Raw genomic sequence first — 13,550 nt, 5'->3', positions numbered from 1 at the left:
TTTTGACCGGAGACTTTGCAATGCAAAGTGATGCGTCCCTTAACGAGAAGCTTCATGTCGGCATCATCATGGACGGCAACGGGCGATGGGCGACACGGCGCGGCCTGTCGCGCCTGCGCGGCCACGAGGCCGGGGTCGAGGCCATCCGCCGCATCGTCGAGGCCGCGCCGAAGCAAGGCATCGGCACGCTGACGCTCTACGCCTTCTCGACCGACAATTGGCGGCGGCCAAAGGCCGAGGTTGCCGCACTGATGACCTTGCTGCGCTTCTATCTCGCCAATGAAGTGCAGAGCCTGGTCAAGAACGGTGTGCGCCTCACCGTGATCGGGCGTCGCGATCGCCTGCCTGAAGGCATCGCCAGCGCGATCGCGCGCGCCGAGCAAACTACCACCGAAGGTAACGCGCTGCATTTGCGCATCGCGGTCGACTATTCCGCGCGCGACGCCATCCTCAATGCTGCGGCGAAGGCGGCGGCGCTGACCAGCATCACCCGCGAAGCCTTCTCGCAGCTCGTCACCGGCGAGGCCGGCCTGCGCGACGTCGATCTCATCATCCGCACCTCGGGCGAGAAGCGGCTGTCGGACTTCCTGCTCTGGGAAGGCGCCTATGCCGAGCTGCACTTCACCGAGCGGATGTGGCCCGAGTTCGACGCGGGCGATCTCGCCGCGGCCCTGGCCTCCTTCCACGGCCGCGAGCGCCGCTTCGGCGGCCTTCAGGCGATCATGCCCGAGGAGGTGCCGTCACTCTCCCGTGTGTGACGCGCGGCACGTGCAAACGAGCTGTTCGTTTTCAGCCGCATGATTGGCAGCCATGTCCAAGCGGCCGGCGTGCGGCCTCGGTTAGGTGTGCAACCCCCAGCAACCTGCCGAAAGCGTCACGCATGTCACAGCTGTTTCCGGGAGCCGTCGTCGAGCCGGTCGAGCTGGCCGAAGCGAAGGGCCTTGTCTGCATCAGAACCGCCAGCGCATCCGATGTGGAGAATCTGTCGGTCTATTTCACCGGCCTTTCCGCGACGTCGCGCAACAAGCGCTTCAGCGGTGCGCGAGCGGACCCCGGCGCGGTCGCGGCCGAATGCATCGCCAAGAGCGGCGGTCTCGATCATTTCACCTTGCTCGCCGAGCTCAGAGAGGACGGGCGGGGCAGGATCGTCGGCGAAGCGCGATACGCCTACGACGCGGCGGCACGGCACGGCGAATTTGCCATCTCGGTCGCCGATGCCTTCCAGCGCAACGGCGTTGGCCTTCAGATGATGACGGCGATGGAGACGCTCGCGATCGATCTCGGCCATGAGATGATCGCCGCCGAGACGGCGCGCACGAACGCCGAAATGCGCGGCCTCGCCAGGAAGGCCGGATTTAGCGATACCGGGCTCGGAGACTGGCAGTCGGTTCATCTCGCAAAACGCCTGTCGCGATAGCCGGGCCTGCCGTAAACCCGCTTGCCCGCGAAGACCGAGCGGTCGAACTGCGGCGCTGCGTCCATCCGCGGGGCTGGACTGCATCGTCGAATTCTGGTGTCGTGGCGTGCCCTCAATTGCTTGTGTGCGCATGCCGCCCTTCAAGACCATTCGCGCCCGTGCCGAGAAACGCAAGGGCGGGCCCAAGGCCCTGGAAAAGCTGATGCCGGCGAAGCCCGACCTGAAGCGTCTGGCGAAGCTTGGCGACGATCGCATGCTGGCCGAGATGACCAAGCGCGTGTTCTGCGCCGGCTTCGCCTGGAGCGTGATCGATGCGAAATGGGATGGCTTTGAAGAGGCCTTCCTGCATTTCCAGCCGGCCAAGCTCGGCTTCCAGCCCGAGGACTATTGGGAAGGCCTTTTGCGCGACGCGCGCATCGTGCGCAACGGGGCCAAGATCATGTCGGTACGCGACAACGCCGCTTTCGTGCAGGAGATCGCGAAGGAGCATGGCAGCTTCGGCAAGTTCCTGGCGAAATGGCCCTCGTCCGACCAGATCGGCCTGCTCGATCTCCTGACCAAGCGCGGCAGCCGTCTCGGAGGCAACACCGGCCAGATGCTGCTGCGCTTCGTCGGGTGGGACGGCTTTGTCACGTCAAAAGATGTCGTCGTCTGCCTGCGCGACGCCGGTCTCGACATTGCCGAAGAGGTCAAGTCGAAGGGCGATCTCGCCAAGGTGCAAGCGCAGTTCAACGCCTGGGCCGAGGAGACCGGCCTGCCCTATACTTATCTGTCACGCATCTGCGCGCTATCGGTGGGCGAGAACCGCAGCGAATAGCAGAACGCCTCGGGAGAAGCGCCTACCAGGCCGCACGACCTGCTCGGAGACGGCGCCGACCGCATCCGGATTGTCCAAGCCGCCGATTAGCGCAGCTCGCGGGCAGATCGTGTGCATCTTGTGGCGATCTCGTGCCGTGAGCGCGGCAGATGCAGCGCGCGATCACAAATTACATTTCGCCGGAACATTTGCCCGCAGCACCTGTTCGGGGTTGAGCCAGGCGGACAAAGGCGCAGGGAACGCGCGCTCCCGCCCCGGCCAATGAAACCGGACACAGAAACGGAGCAGCTCATGAAGCTCACATCCGAACAGGTGAAGCAGACCGTCAACCAACTCGGCGCTCAGGTGCTGCCCGACGAACATCCCGCCATGCCGCAGCTCAACAGCATGTTCGGCGAGCACACCTTCTTCGTCGACGAAATGGGCCTCAAGGTCCTCGAGCCCACCGCGTCGGTCGGTGCCGATCGCCAGAGCGGTGAAGTCGTCAGCCTCGCCGATTGGGGCGATTCCGACCTGACGCGTCTTATGGCGCACGAGCCCGAGCCGACCGGCGTGATCGTGGTGTTCGAGCACGTGAGGCATTGAGGGCCCGAGCGAGTCTCCTTCATCGGTGACGGGTCCTGGAAAGGCCCGCCACCGTCGCTCGTGCATCGCGAGCGCCATGCCGCTGTCGGGGAGCCTCAAATGCCCAATGTCAGCTGCGGCTCCGCATCGTCTCCAGCCTGGAGGGCGGACAGCGAGACACCCAGCAGCCTGACGCGCTTTCGCAGCGGCATCTCGGCCTCGAGCAGGCCGCAGGCTAACCGCTCAAGACCGTCGCTGTCCCTGACCGCGGCTACGACGGACCTGCTGCGCGTGATGATCTCGAAGTCGGCAAACTTGATCTTCAGGGTCACGGTGCGGCCGCGATGACCGGTGGCCTCGCAATGGCGCCAGACTTTGTGGACGAGAGGCCTGAGTTCGGCGGCCAGCGCGTCATATTCGGCAAGGTCGGTCGAGAAGGTGTTCTCCGCCCCGATGGACTTGCGAATCCGATTGGCCCGGACCGGCCGGTCGTCGACGCCGCGCGAGATCCAGTAATAATAAGCGCCCGACTTGCCGAAATTCGTGTTCATGAACTCCAGCGTCTGGTTGCGGATGTCGAGACCGGTGAACAGGCCGAGCGCGTTCATCTTCGCAGCTGTCGCCGGCCCGATGCCGTGAAACTTGCCGACTGGCAGTGTCTCGACGAAGGCCGGTCCCATCTCCGGCGCGATCACGAACTGGCCGTTGGGCTTGCGATGATCGGAGGCGAGCTTTGCCAGAAACTTGTTGTAGGAAATGCCCGCCGAAGCGTTGAGGCCGGTCTCGGCCTTGATCTTCTCGCGGATCCGCAGCGCGATGTCCCGCGCCAGCGGGATGCCTTGCAGATTTTCCGTCACGTCGAGATAGGCCTCGTCGAGTGACAATGGTTCGATGATCGGCGTGTGCTCGGCGAAGATGTCGCGGATCTGCCTGGAGACAGCCTTGTAGACCTCGAAACGCGGCCTGACGAAGATCAGATCGGGACATTGCCGCTTCGCCGTCACCGACGGCATGGCGGAGCGAACGCCGAACTTGCGCGCCTCGTAGCTCGCGGCCGCGACGACGCCGCGCTCCGCCGAGCCTCCCACCGCGACCGGCTTTCCGCGCAGCTCCGGATTGTCGCGCTGCTCCACGGACGCATAGAAGGCATCCATGTCGATATGGATGATCTTGCGCACCGGCGAGGGCTCGCCGGTCACCGTGTCGGATTCGCTCATGGAAAGATGATACAATCGCGCGATGGGAAGCGCGAGGTGATGGATGTTGCGGCTGTTGGTCTTCGTGGTGGGCGTGGTCGGCATCGGCTGGCTGATCGGCGCAACCAATCTTCCGGGAGAATGGTATGCCGGTCTCGCCAAGCCGGGCTTCGTGCCGCCGAACTGGGCGTTCCCCGTGGCGTGGACCAGCCTCTACGTCATGATCGCAATTGCGGGCTGGCGGACCTTTAGCCGCGAACCATTAGGCAGCGCGATGCTAGTTTGGGCTGCGCAACTGGTGCTCAATTTCGCCTGGTCTCCGGTCATGTTCACGATGCACCAGATCGGGGCCGCGCTCGTCATCCTCATCTGCCTGTTCGTTACAATCGTCACCTACATCGGTCTCGAACTGTCACGTGATCGTCCGGCAGCCGCGCTGTTCCTGCCCTACGCAGCCTGGGTCGGGTTCGCCGGCGTGCTCAACGCGGCGATCTGGCGTTTGAACTGACACATTCAGCCTCGATCGTGCCGCCGTGACGACGGCGGCAGGATTGGTGCACCACGGCCGATGGAGATGGGCACTGCTCATTCGCCGTGACGCTATGACGAGGGCGCCGCTGCTGCGATCGGGATCGACAATCGCATTCCGCGGTAGCCGACCACAACTTGCGGGTTGAGCCCGCCAAGGGCCCATGGCATATTATGCCATGACAAACCAGCTCCCGGAGGATGCCAAATGCCCACTCGGAACGTGGTCCTGACGGAGCGTCAGGAAGAACTCCTCGAGACCCTCGTCAAGTCTGGTCGCTACCAAAATGCCAGCGAAGTGCTGCGCGACGGGTTGCGGCTCGTGGAGCAGCGCGAGGCGGAGGATGCGGGCAAGCTGAAAGCATTGCGCGCGGCAGCTCGCGCAGGTGTCGGGGCGTTGGACCGAGGAGAATTCAGAGAGTTTGGGAATATCGAGGAGCTGCAAGTCTATTTGAATGACCTCTCGGAGAGGGTCATCTCCAGAACAGCCGAATAGAGCCCTCATGGCCGAGCGAAGATGGCGGGTTCGTCTCGGCGCTGCCGCAGAAGTCGACTTTGCCAACATCCTCAAATGGACCACAGAGAATTTTGGCACGCGACTATCGCGCACCTATCGGGACACGCTCGTTCAGGCGATCGGCGAACTCGCGAACGGCCCCGATGTCGTAGGCTCCAAGACGCGGGACGAGATCATGGCAGGTCTTCGCACGCTCCACGTTGCGCGGCGGGGTCGTCGCGGAAGTCACTTCCTGATGTATAGGGCAGCACCTAACAGCACGATCGAAATCGTACGGATACTCCACGACAGGATGGACCTTCAGCGCCACGTTCCATCTGCCTCCGACGAGAGCGCGGGATAGTGGTTCTGAAGCATTGCCGGGAAACGACGACGCAGATTTGCTACGTCAGCATGCTCTGGCGCAACTGGCGCACCCGACACGATTCGAACGTGTGACCTTTGCCTTCGGAGGGCAACGCTCTATCCAGCTGAGCTACGGGTGCAGTCGCAGGTTCATTTAGCCGATTGGCGAGGGGGGAGCAACCGTTCTCGCCGTAATGGGCCTTACGCCGATTTGCGCCGGACAGGGCCCGGAACCGTTGCGGCCTGCCGGCCGAGGCTGGCGAACTCGACCAGCACCCGTTCGGCGCAGATGACGCGATTGCGGCCGAGCCGCTTGGCGACATAGAGCGCCTCGTCGGCCGCGCCCAACAGGCGGTCGGGGGCGCCGTCGACCGAGCCGGGAATCTGGCTGGCGACGCCGACGCTGAGGGTGACGTGGTCGCCGGCGCCCGCAGCGCCATGGCCGATCCGTAAGGCCATGACGGCGCCGCGGATGTCCTCAGCGATGACGCAAGCACTATCGCAATCCATGTCAGGCAGGATCAACGCGAACTCCTCGCCGCCGTAGCGGCTGGCGAGATCGAGCGGGCGCACGGCGTGCCGGCTGACGACGGCGGCAATTGCCCGCAGGCATTCGTCGCCGGTCTGGTGGCCGTGGTGGTCGTTGAACAGTTTGAAATGATCGACGTCGACGAACAGCAGCGCCAACGGCCTTCGCGTGCGGTGGGCGCGGGCCCACTCCGTCGTCAGCATCTGGTCGAAGGAGCGGCGGTTCGCCAGCCCGGTCAGCCCGTCCTTGGTGGCGAGCTCCTTCAGCGCCATTTCGGCCCGTTTCTGGTCGGTGAGGTCGCGCAGCGTCTCCACCACGGCGATCAGATGTCCGGCCTCGTCGTGGATCGGGCCGGCGTCGATGGCGAGATAGAGCTGGCTGCCGAGCTTCGGCATCGTGCACCAGTTCTCCGCGGAAAAGCCAAGCCCGTTATGGCCGCGCGCGGCATATTCCGAATAGAACTCCGGAAGCCGTTCGGGGCGGTCGAGCGCGACGAGATCGGCGAGGCAAGGGCGTCTGGTCTCGTAGAACCCCTGCCAGTGCTTGCTGGTGCCGATCACCTCCGAGGCGGCGAGGCCGGTCAACCGCTCGCACGCCCTGTTCCAGATCACGACGCGGCGCTTCGGGTCGATCACGAAAGTCGGCACCACCAGATGCTGCATCAGCCGCACGGCATAGGAATCCGCGACGTCGACGGTCTTGGCCGAAGTTCTTCTTGGCGTCTTGCTCGACGACTTCAATGGTCTTGCCATCAGGCCACCGCCGCCACCGGCAAGATTCCGGGCAGGCCATCGCTCGGGCCGAACAGTTTACGCACCTCGGCGGCCGGCTTCGGCGCGCTGAACAGATAGCCCTGCATCTGCGTGCAGCCGAGCGCGCGCAGCATCTCGCGCTGCGCCTCGGTCTCGACGCCCTCGGCAACCGTGGTCATGCTGCTGGCGGCGGCGATGTTGACCACCGCCTGCACGATCACGGGCGCGCCACTCGTCTCCGCGATGTCGGCGACGAAGCAGCGGTCGATCTTGATCTTGTCGAACGGGAAGCGCTTGAGATAGCTGAGCGAGGAATAGCCGGTGCCGAAATCGTCGAGCGCGATGCGCACGCCGATCGAGCGGAGCTGGTGCAGGATCGAGAGCGCAGCCTCGTCGTCGCGGATCAGCACGGCCTCGGTGATCTCGAGCTCGAGTCGGCGCGGGTCGAGGCCAGAGGCGGCGAGCGCGCCGGCGATCCGCAGCGCCAGCGTGTCGCATTTGAGCTGCACCGGCGACACGTTGACCGCGACACGGATATGCGTCGGCCAGGTTGCGGCCTCGTTGCAGGCCATGCGCAGCACCCAATCGCCCAGTTCGGTGATCAGGCCGGTGTCCTCGGCGACCGGAATGAACTCCGCCGGCGACACCATGCCGCGCTCGGGATGCCGCCAGCGCAGCAGCGCCTCGCAGCCCGAGACCTCGCCTGAGCGCAGGTCGACCAGCGGCTGATAGTAGATCTCGAAGCCGCCATTCACCAGCGCCTGCCGCAAATCCTGCTCCAAGCTCAGGCGCGCCCTGGCGCTCGCATCCATTGCCGGCTCGAAGAAGCGGTGGGTACGGCGCCCTTCGGCCTTGGCGCCGTACATCGCGAGATCGGCATTCTTGACCAGCTGGTCGAGATCGGTGCCGTCCTGCGGCGCAAGCGCGATCCCGATGCTCGCGTCGGTGGAGAGCTGATGACCGAGACAATGATAAGGCTGTCGGATCGCCTGGTAGATCCGGGTCACGAAGGACAGCACGTCAGCGGAAGATTGGATTCCGGTCTGGATCACGGCGAATTCGTCGCCGCCGATCCGCGCGATCAGGTCGCCCTGCTTGAGGCAGCCGCGCAGGCGGCTCGCGATCGCCTTCAACAGCTCGTCGCCGACATGATGACCGAGCGAATCGTTGATGCCCTTGAATTCGTCGACGTCGATATAGAGCAGTGCGAACTGACCGCCGTCGGCGACTTTCGTCAGCTCGCGTTCGATCTGCTCGCGGAACAGCGTGCGGTTCGGCAGATCGGTCAGCGCGTCGTAATGCGCCATATGTGCGATCTTCTCGTCGGCCCGGCGCCGCTCGGTGACGTCATCGATGACGTGAATGAGATAGCGCGGCTCGCCGGCATCGTCGCGGATGCCGATCCGGGTCGACGTAATGTAGCGCAGCCCCATCCCCGGCATGTGCCAGCCGTGTTCGTCCTTGAACAGTCCCTTGGCCGATTGCAGCGAGTTGGTGTCGTCTTCGGTGATGCGGGCGGCGTGCGCCTCGGGGAAGATGTCGAAGGCGGTCTTGCCCATGACCTCCTGCCGCGACTGGCCGAACAGCTGCTCGGCGACGCCGTTCAGCAGAAGATATTGCCGCGTGCGGGCGTCCTTCACCGTGATCTGGGACGGGATGTGGTCGATGATCTCACGCAGGAACGTGTGGTTGCGGTCGCGCTCCTGCTCGAGGTGGCGGCGTTCGGTGATGTCCTCGATCGTGGCGACCCAGCCGCCCTGTGCGAGCGGCGTATTGATGACCTGGAAGGCGCGGCCGTTGGCTAGCTGATGCATACGCGTGGAGACCGTGCCTTCGGCGACGACCCTCATGACGTTGGCGCAGAACGCCTCGACGTCGCCGTCGAACGCATCGCGCTCCTTGCGATGGTACATCGCCTCGCGGATGTGACAGCCGGGCTTGATGACGTCGTGAGAGAGACCGAACATGTCGGCGTAACGGCGGTTGCAGGTGACGATGTAGCCGCTCGCGTCGTACAGGATCAACCCCTGGGTCATGTTGTTCAAGGCGGTGTCGAGCCGCAGCCGCTCCGCTTCCAGACGTTCCTGCGCCTCGCGGTTCTGCCGGTTGATCAGGCGGATGATCAGATAGAGGATGAGCGCGATGACGGCTGCCGAAAGTACGGCGGTGGTCACCATGAAGCTGGTCTGCTGCCGCCAATCTGCCAGGGCCGCTGCCGTAGTGTTGGTGGCGATGATGACAAGCGGGAAGTGTGTCAGAGACGCTGCCGAGCCGAGCCGCTCCTCGCCGTCGACCGGGCTCTTGCCCCGAAGCTTCTGCGGGCCGCCCTCGGTCAGCACCTTCTGCATCAGTGGAGCATCCTTGAAGCTCCGCCCGATCAGCTCTTCGACATGCGGATAGCGCGCCAGCATCTTGCCTTCGCGATCAAACAGCGAGATGGCCGTGCCTTCGGCGAGCGCGACGGATGCGAAATAGTGCTGGTAGCTGTCCGGATCGATCCGGCGGACCATCGCGCCGAGGAATGTGCCGTCCGCGCCGTTCAAGCGGCGTGCGACGATCGTGGTCCATTTGCTGATGATGAAGCTGCGGACGGATTCCAGCAGCACCGGTTCGGACCGCGGGTTCGTCTTGAATGTCTGAAAGTAGGTCCGGGACGAAATGTTGATCTTGGGCAGCGGCTGGGCCCGCGACCAGTTGATCAGGTCGCCGTCGGCATCGTAGATCGCGATATCGCCGAGGTAGGACACCGAGCTGATCTTGCTGCGCAGCATCTGGTTCGCCGCAGGTCCGGACATGCGCTCGCGGAACATCGCCGGCGAGGTGATCTCCACCAGGTTCATCTGCCCGATCAGATCGGCGGCGACGACGTCGGAATCCTCGAATTGCTGATCAAAGTGCCGCGCGATCAGCTGCACCGTGTTTTCGAGCTCCCGCTCGCGATTGGCCAGGGTGCGCTCGCGAAACTCGCCGACGGCCATGGCGGTCACTGCGAAGATGCCCGCGACCAGCAACACGCCGCACAAGGTCAACCACAGGACAGGACCACGCCGCGCCAAGACCTCCCAGCCGTTCCTTGCGGCTAGAGACATTCCGGTTGCCACCGTGGAAAAGACCTGGCGCATTCCCCCTCCCTGGAGGGACACGAATACACCGCACAAATGGCCTAAACCTTAGGAAAGCCAGTTACCTAAACATTAATCGAGTTGCGCCATCGCGTTCGCCTACAGCGGAGCGGGAATCGCCTCGCGGTTGTGCCGTGCGCGCGACAATCGCCGCGCTGCATCATTAATCGCGGTTTAATGCGACCTGCCGGCGCTCTTGCCGCCGGCGGGATTGCGCAGCCGGCCGACCACGCCGGTCGGGAAGAAGTAGACGCTGGCGATGAACAATAGCCCGAGCCACAGCAGCCAGCGGTCGGGATGCAACAACCCGGGCAGCAGCGGCAGGCCGGCTTCCGAGGCCGCCTTGGAGGCGACGCCCATCAGCGATTGCAGATAGTTCTGGGCGAGGATGAAGATGCTGGCGCCGATGATCGCGCCGTAGATCGTGCCCATGCCGCCGATCACGACCATCAGCAGGATGTCCAGCATGATCGAGAAGCTGAGCGAGGTATCGGGACCGGCATAGCGCAGCCACAGCGCGTTCAAGATGCCGGCGCCGGCGGCGACCAGCGCGGCGAGGCAGTTGGCATAAGTCAGATGAAACACCGTGCGGAAGCCGAGCGCCTCGGCGCGAAAGCGGTTCTCGCGGATGGCCTGCAGCACGCGCCCGAACGGCGAGTTTACGACGCGGAGCAAAGCGAGGATCATCAGAGCCGAGACGGCGAACACCAGGTAGAAGGTCAGGATGCGGCCGTTGATCTCGAAGCCGAGCAGGCTCTTGGAGATCAGCACCGTGCCGGGGCGCAGCAGCTCCGGCAGCTGGAAGCTGCGCCCGTCCTCGCCGCCGGTCAGCCAGGAGAGTTGCGAGGCCAGCACCTGGAAGGCGGAGGCGACCGCGAGCGTGATCATGGCAAAGAAGATCGCCGCAACCCGCAGCGAGAACAGGCCGATGGCAAGCGCGAGCAGAGCTGCGAGCGGCAGGCCGACGACGATGCCGGTTGCGACCGCGGCCCAATTCGGGCCCATCCCATACAGCGCGATGGCGATGGCGTAGCTGCCGATGCCATAGAACATGGTGTGGGCGAACGACACCGAGCCGGTATAACCGAGCAGGAGGTCATAGGAGGCGACCAGCGCGGCGAAGACGCAAATCTTGGCCGCGACGTTCAGCGCCTTGGCACCCGGAAACAGGAACGGCGTCGCCGCCAGCGCCAGGATGATGACGACGAGAACGAGCGTGAGGACGCGGCTACGCGGGGGATCGCCTGACAGGATCATCATCGGCTGGTCACCGCATAAAGGCCGCGCGGCCGCCACATCAGAACGGCGACCATCAGCAGGATGTTGGAGACGAGGGCGAGTTTCGGCACCAGGAAGCCGCCGTAATTGGCGACCATGGCCACCAGGATCGCACCGATGAAGCAGCCGCCGATCGAGCCCAGGCCGCCGATGATGACGACGATGAAGATCAGCACGGTGAGGTCGTCGCTCATGGAGGCGTGGACCTGCTCGCGATAGAGCGCCCACATCACGCCGCCAAGGCCGGCGAGCGCCGATCCCGTCATGAAGACGCCGAGGAACAGACGGCGGATGCGATAGCCGAGCGCCTCGACCATTTCGCGGTTCTCGACGCCGGCCCGGATCAGAAGGCCGAGCTTGGTGCGATTGAGCACGAGCTGGATCGCGATGAAGACGGCGAGGCCGATCAGCATCGCCAGCACGCGGTATTTGGCGATCGCGACGTCGCCGAGGATGAAGGAGCCGCGCAGCGATGTCGGCAGCGGCATCGGAATGATCTGCGGTCCCCACAGCGCATAGAGCGTCTGCTCGGCGACGATCAGGCCGCCTGTCGTCATCAGGATCTGCTTCAGATGCTGGCCGTAGACCGGCAGGATCAGCACCCGCTCGACGACGAGGCCGAGGGCGCCCGACACTGCCATCGAGAGCAGCGCGGCCGGTGCCAGCACGGCAAGGTTCATCCACAGCGAATCGGCCTGAATGGAGGCTGCGAACGGCGCCAGCACCAGGGTCGCGACATAGGCGCCGACGGCGATGAAGGCGCCGTGGCCGAAATTGAGCACGTCCATCAGGCCGAACACCAGCGTCAGCCCGGAAGCCATGATGAAGATCATCATGCCCATGGCGAGACTGGCGGCGGTCAGCGTTAGCCAGGAGGAGGTCGAGCCGATCAGCGGGATCACGAGCAGCGCGAGCGCGACCGGCAGCAGGACCGGCGCGATGTCGCGCTTCGGCTTCGGCAGGGGATCGGTTGCGGCAAGTTCAGTCACTGATGTGCCTCCAGGCTCAGGCCGAGCAGCCGCTCCTGCAGCGGCACGTCGGCGGCGAGCGCCGCCATCTCGCCGCGATGGACGATGGTGCCGTTGTCCATGACCAGCACGTTGTCGCCGAGCTCGCGGGCGGCGAAGAAGTTCTGTTCGACCAGCAGGATCGTTGCGCCCTTGCGTTTGATTTCCTTCAGGCATTCGATCAGTGCCATAACGATCGCAGGCGCAAGGCCCTTGGTCGGCTCGTCGATCAAGAGCAGCTTGCGCGGCTCGATGATGGCGCGGGCGATGGACAACATCTGCTTTTGTCCGCCCGAGAGACTTCCCGCGCGCGACAGCCAGAATCGGCGTAGCGCCGGGAAGAAGCCGAAGATCCAGTCGAGCTGGCTGTCGTCGAGCGGGCCGTCGCGCGCCGCCAGCATGAGGTTCTCCTTCACCGTGAGATCGGAGAACACCGCCATGGTCTCCGGCACGTAGCCGACGCCGAGCCTTGCGATGTCGGGCGTGGCGCGGCTCTCGATGCGCTCGCTACCGAGGCTGATCTCGCCGCTCGAGGCCTGCCAAAGCCCCATGATGGTGCGCAGCGTCGTGGTCTTACCGGCGCCGTTGCGGCCGAGCAGCATCGTGACCTGTCCTTGCGGGACGGTGAGATCGATGCCCTGGAGGATGTGATAGCGGCCGATATGGGTGTGCACGCCTGAGAGTTTGAGCAAATCGGTCATACGGCACTCTCGGCAGCGGTCTTCGGCGCGACGCCGAGATAGGCTTCCTGCACAATCGGCGAAGCGATCACTTCGGCAGGCGGGCCGTCGGCGACGAGCTGGCCGTTATGCAGCACGATGATGCGGTCGGCGAGCGAGCGCACCACGTCCATCTTGTGCTCGACCAGAAGGATGATCTTGCTGTTGTCCTGCTTGAGCTGTGCGATCAGGTTGAGGACGACAGGCACCTCGTCGATGCTCATGCCGGCGGTCGGCTCGTCGAACATGAAAACCTTCGGCTCGAGCGCGATCATCAGCGCGACCTCGAGCTTGCGCTGGTCGCCATGCGACAACGCGGTCGCGGCGGCGCCGCGGCGGCTGCCGAGCGCGACCTGGTCGAGGATGCTGTCTGCGCGTGCGATCAGGTCGCGGCGCACCATCCAGGGCCGCAGCATGTCGTAATGGGTGCCGTTTGCCGCCTGCACCGCGAGGCGGACGTTTTCTTCCACGCTGAGGTTCGGAAAGAGATTGGTGAGCTGGAAAGCGCGCCCGAGGCCCGCGCGGGTGCGCAGCGGCGCGGAAAGCTGGGTGATGTCGGCGCCGTCGAACAGGATGCTGCCGTGTGAAGCACGCAACTGGCCAGAGATCAGGTTGAAATAGGTGGTCTTGCCGGCGCCGTTCGGCCCGACGATCGCGGTGAGCTCGCCCGGACGGAACGTGCAGGAGACGTTGTTGACCGCCACATGGCCGCCGAAGCGGATGGTGAGGTCGCGGGTTTCGAGGGTGAGGGACATGTAA

At 64.6% G+C, this 13,550-nt stretch carries 14 protein-coding genes and 1 tRNA gene; 7 read left to right on the top strand and 8 right to left on the bottom strand.

Annotation, left to right across the window (positions count from 1 at the left end; translation table 11 throughout):
• The first annotated feature begins 20 nt into the window (after window positions 1–20).
• The 4 genes from UNPA324_RS20130 (at window position 21) to UNPA324_RS20115 (ending at window position 2,819) form a co-directional block, all read left to right on the top strand.
• Window positions 21–758: a di-trans,poly-cis-decaprenylcistransferase gene (locus UNPA324_RS20130; RefSeq protein WP_128922748.1), complete on the top strand. Its 738-nt coding sequence runs from the start codon at window positions 21–23 to the stop codon at window positions 756–758.
• Window positions 759–880: 122 nt separating this feature from the next.
• Window positions 881–1,417: a GNAT family N-acetyltransferase gene (locus UNPA324_RS20125; RefSeq protein WP_128922749.1), complete on the top strand. Its 537-nt coding sequence runs from the start codon at window positions 881–883 to the stop codon at window positions 1,415–1,417.
• Window positions 1,418–1,547: 130 nt separating this feature from the next.
• The gene (locus UNPA324_RS20120) at window positions 1,548–2,234 is read left to right on the top strand and encodes a DNA-3-methyladenine glycosylase I (protein ID WP_181769454.1); all 687 of its coding nucleotides are present in this window, start codon (window positions 1,548–1,550) and stop codon (window positions 2,232–2,234) included.
• 291 nt (window positions 2,235–2,525) lie between these two features.
• The gene (locus UNPA324_RS20115; RefSeq protein ID WP_128922751.1) at window positions 2,526–2,819 is read left to right on the top strand and encodes a hypothetical protein; all 294 of its coding nucleotides are present in this window, start codon (window positions 2,526–2,528) and stop codon (window positions 2,817–2,819) included.
• Between the two features lie 95 nt (window positions 2,820–2,914).
• On the opposite strand, the gene dinB is transcribed toward UNPA324_RS20115, so the two are convergent.
• Window positions 2,915–4,015 carry a DNA polymerase IV gene (dinB, locus tag UNPA324_RS20110; protein ID WP_141935600.1) on the bottom strand — a complete coding sequence of 367 codons (1,101 nt, stop codon included), beginning with the start codon at window positions 4,013–4,015 and terminating at the stop codon, window positions 2,915–2,917.
• 43 nt (window positions 4,016–4,058) lie between these two features.
• Here dinB and UNPA324_RS20105 point away from each other — a divergent pair, with 43 nt between their 5' ends.
• From UNPA324_RS20105 to UNPA324_RS20095, 3 genes are all read left to right on the top strand, one after another.
• Complete coding sequence (locus tag UNPA324_RS20105) at window positions 4,059–4,502, top strand: TspO/MBR family protein (protein ID WP_141935598.1); 444 nt, start codon at window positions 4,059–4,061, stop codon at window positions 4,500–4,502.
• Window positions 4,503–4,730: 228 nt separating this feature from the next.
• The gene (locus UNPA324_RS20100) at window positions 4,731–5,018 is read left to right on the top strand and encodes a type II toxin-antitoxin system ParD family antitoxin (RefSeq protein ID WP_128922754.1); all 288 of its coding nucleotides are present in this window, start codon (window positions 4,731–4,733) and stop codon (window positions 5,016–5,018) included.
• On the top strand, window positions 4,978–5,382 hold the full coding sequence (locus UNPA324_RS20095; RefSeq protein ID WP_349630215.1) for a type II toxin-antitoxin system RelE/ParE family toxin: 405 nt from the start codon (window positions 4,978–4,980) through the stop codon (window positions 5,380–5,382). The genes UNPA324_RS20100 and UNPA324_RS20095 overlap by 41 nt, the downstream gene beginning before the upstream one ends.
• 65 nt (window positions 5,383–5,447) lie before the next feature.
• Here the strand turns inward: UNPA324_RS20095 and UNPA324_RS20090 are convergent.
• From UNPA324_RS20090 to UNPA324_RS20060, 7 genes are all read right to left on the bottom strand, one after another.
• Window positions 5,448–5,524: transfer RNA gene (locus UNPA324_RS20090), tRNA-Arg, on the bottom strand.
• A 61-nt stretch (window positions 5,525–5,585) separates the two neighbouring features.
• A complete protein-coding gene (locus UNPA324_RS20085; protein WP_141935595.1) occupies window positions 5,586–6,665 on the bottom strand; it encodes a sensor domain-containing diguanylate cyclase in 1,080 nt (359 codons plus the stop codon).
• The gene (locus tag UNPA324_RS20080) at window positions 6,665–9,787 is read right to left on the bottom strand and encodes an EAL domain-containing protein (protein ID WP_181769453.1); all 3,123 of its coding nucleotides are present in this window, start codon (window positions 9,785–9,787) and stop codon (window positions 6,665–6,667) included. The genes UNPA324_RS20085 and UNPA324_RS20080 overlap by 1 nt, the downstream gene beginning before the upstream one ends.
• Window positions 9,788–9,961: 174 nt before the next feature.
• Window positions 9,962–11,047, bottom strand: a complete 1,086-nt coding sequence (locus UNPA324_RS20075) for a branched-chain amino acid ABC transporter permease (RefSeq protein ID WP_181769452.1) — start codon at window positions 11,045–11,047, stop codon at window positions 9,962–9,964.
• The gene (locus UNPA324_RS20070) at window positions 11,044–12,054 is read right to left on the bottom strand and encodes a branched-chain amino acid ABC transporter permease (RefSeq protein ID WP_128922760.1); all 1,011 of its coding nucleotides are present in this window, start codon (window positions 12,052–12,054) and stop codon (window positions 11,044–11,046) included. Before UNPA324_RS20070 ends, UNPA324_RS20075 begins: the two co-directional genes overlap by 4 nt.
• The gene (locus UNPA324_RS20065) at window positions 12,051–12,773 is read right to left on the bottom strand and encodes an ABC transporter ATP-binding protein (RefSeq protein ID WP_141935589.1); all 723 of its coding nucleotides are present in this window, start codon (window positions 12,771–12,773) and stop codon (window positions 12,051–12,053) included. The genes UNPA324_RS20070 and UNPA324_RS20065 overlap by 4 nt, the downstream gene beginning before the upstream one ends.
• The gene (locus UNPA324_RS20060) at window positions 12,770–13,546 is read right to left on the bottom strand and encodes an ABC transporter ATP-binding protein (RefSeq protein ID WP_141935587.1); all 777 of its coding nucleotides are present in this window, start codon (window positions 13,544–13,546) and stop codon (window positions 12,770–12,772) included. The genes UNPA324_RS20065 and UNPA324_RS20060 overlap by 4 nt, the downstream gene beginning before the upstream one ends.
• Window positions 13,547–13,550 lie beyond the last annotated feature (4 nt).

The sequence above is a fragment of the Bradyrhizobium sp. UNPA324 genome (assembly GCF_006658635.1).
Lineage (GTDB): Bacteria > Pseudomonadota > Alphaproteobacteria > Rhizobiales > Xanthobacteraceae > Bradyrhizobium > Bradyrhizobium nanningense.
The sequence above is the reverse complement of the archived record's forward strand: the minus strand, read 5'-3'. Positions and strand labels throughout refer to the sequence as shown.

Bases quoted from the DNA above. Each gene is read 5' to 3' on its own strand.
- UNPA324_RS20130 (WP_128922748.1), top strand. From the start codon at position 21: ATGCAAAGTGATGCGTCCCTTAACGAGAAGCTTCATGTCGGCATCATC.
- UNPA324_RS20125 (WP_128922749.1), top strand. From the start codon at position 881: ATGTCACAGCTGTTTCCGGGAGCCGTCGTCGAGCCGGTCGAGCTGGCC.
- UNPA324_RS20120 (WP_181769454.1), top strand. From the start codon at position 1,548: ATGCCGCCCTTCAAGACCATTCGCGCCCGTGCCGAGAAACGCAAGGGC.
- UNPA324_RS20115 (WP_128922751.1), top strand. From the start codon at position 2,526: ATGAAGCTCACATCCGAACAGGTGAAGCAGACCGTCAACCAACTCGGC.
- dinB (WP_141935600.1), bottom strand. From the start codon at position 4,015: ATGAGCGAATCCGACACGGTGACCGGCGAGCCCTCGCCGGTGCGCAAG.
- UNPA324_RS20105 (WP_141935598.1), top strand. From the start codon at position 4,059: ATGTTGCGGCTGTTGGTCTTCGTGGTGGGCGTGGTCGGCATCGGCTGG.
- UNPA324_RS20100 (WP_128922754.1), top strand. From the start codon at position 4,731: ATGCCCACTCGGAACGTGGTCCTGACGGAGCGTCAGGAAGAACTCCTC.
- UNPA324_RS20095 (WP_349630215.1), top strand. From the start codon at position 4,978: ATGACCTCTCGGAGAGGGTCATCTCCAGAACAGCCGAATAGAGCCCTC.
- UNPA324_RS20085 (WP_141935595.1), bottom strand. From the start codon at position 6,665: ATGGCAAGACCATTGAAGTCGTCGAGCAAGACGCCAAGAAGAACTTCG.
- UNPA324_RS20080 (WP_181769453.1), bottom strand. From the start codon at position 9,787: ATGCGCCAGGTCTTTTCCACGGTGGCAACCGGAATGTCTCTAGCCGCA.
- UNPA324_RS20075 (WP_181769452.1), bottom strand. From the start codon at position 11,047: ATGATGATCCTGTCAGGCGATCCCCCGCGTAGCCGCGTCCTCACGCTC.
- UNPA324_RS20065 (WP_141935589.1), bottom strand. From the start codon at position 12,773: ATGACCGATTTGCTCAAACTCTCAGGCGTGCACACCCATATCGGCCGC.
- UNPA324_RS20060 (WP_141935587.1), bottom strand. From the start codon at position 13,546: ATGTCCCTCACCCTCGAAACCCGCGACCTCACCATCCGCTTCGGCGGC.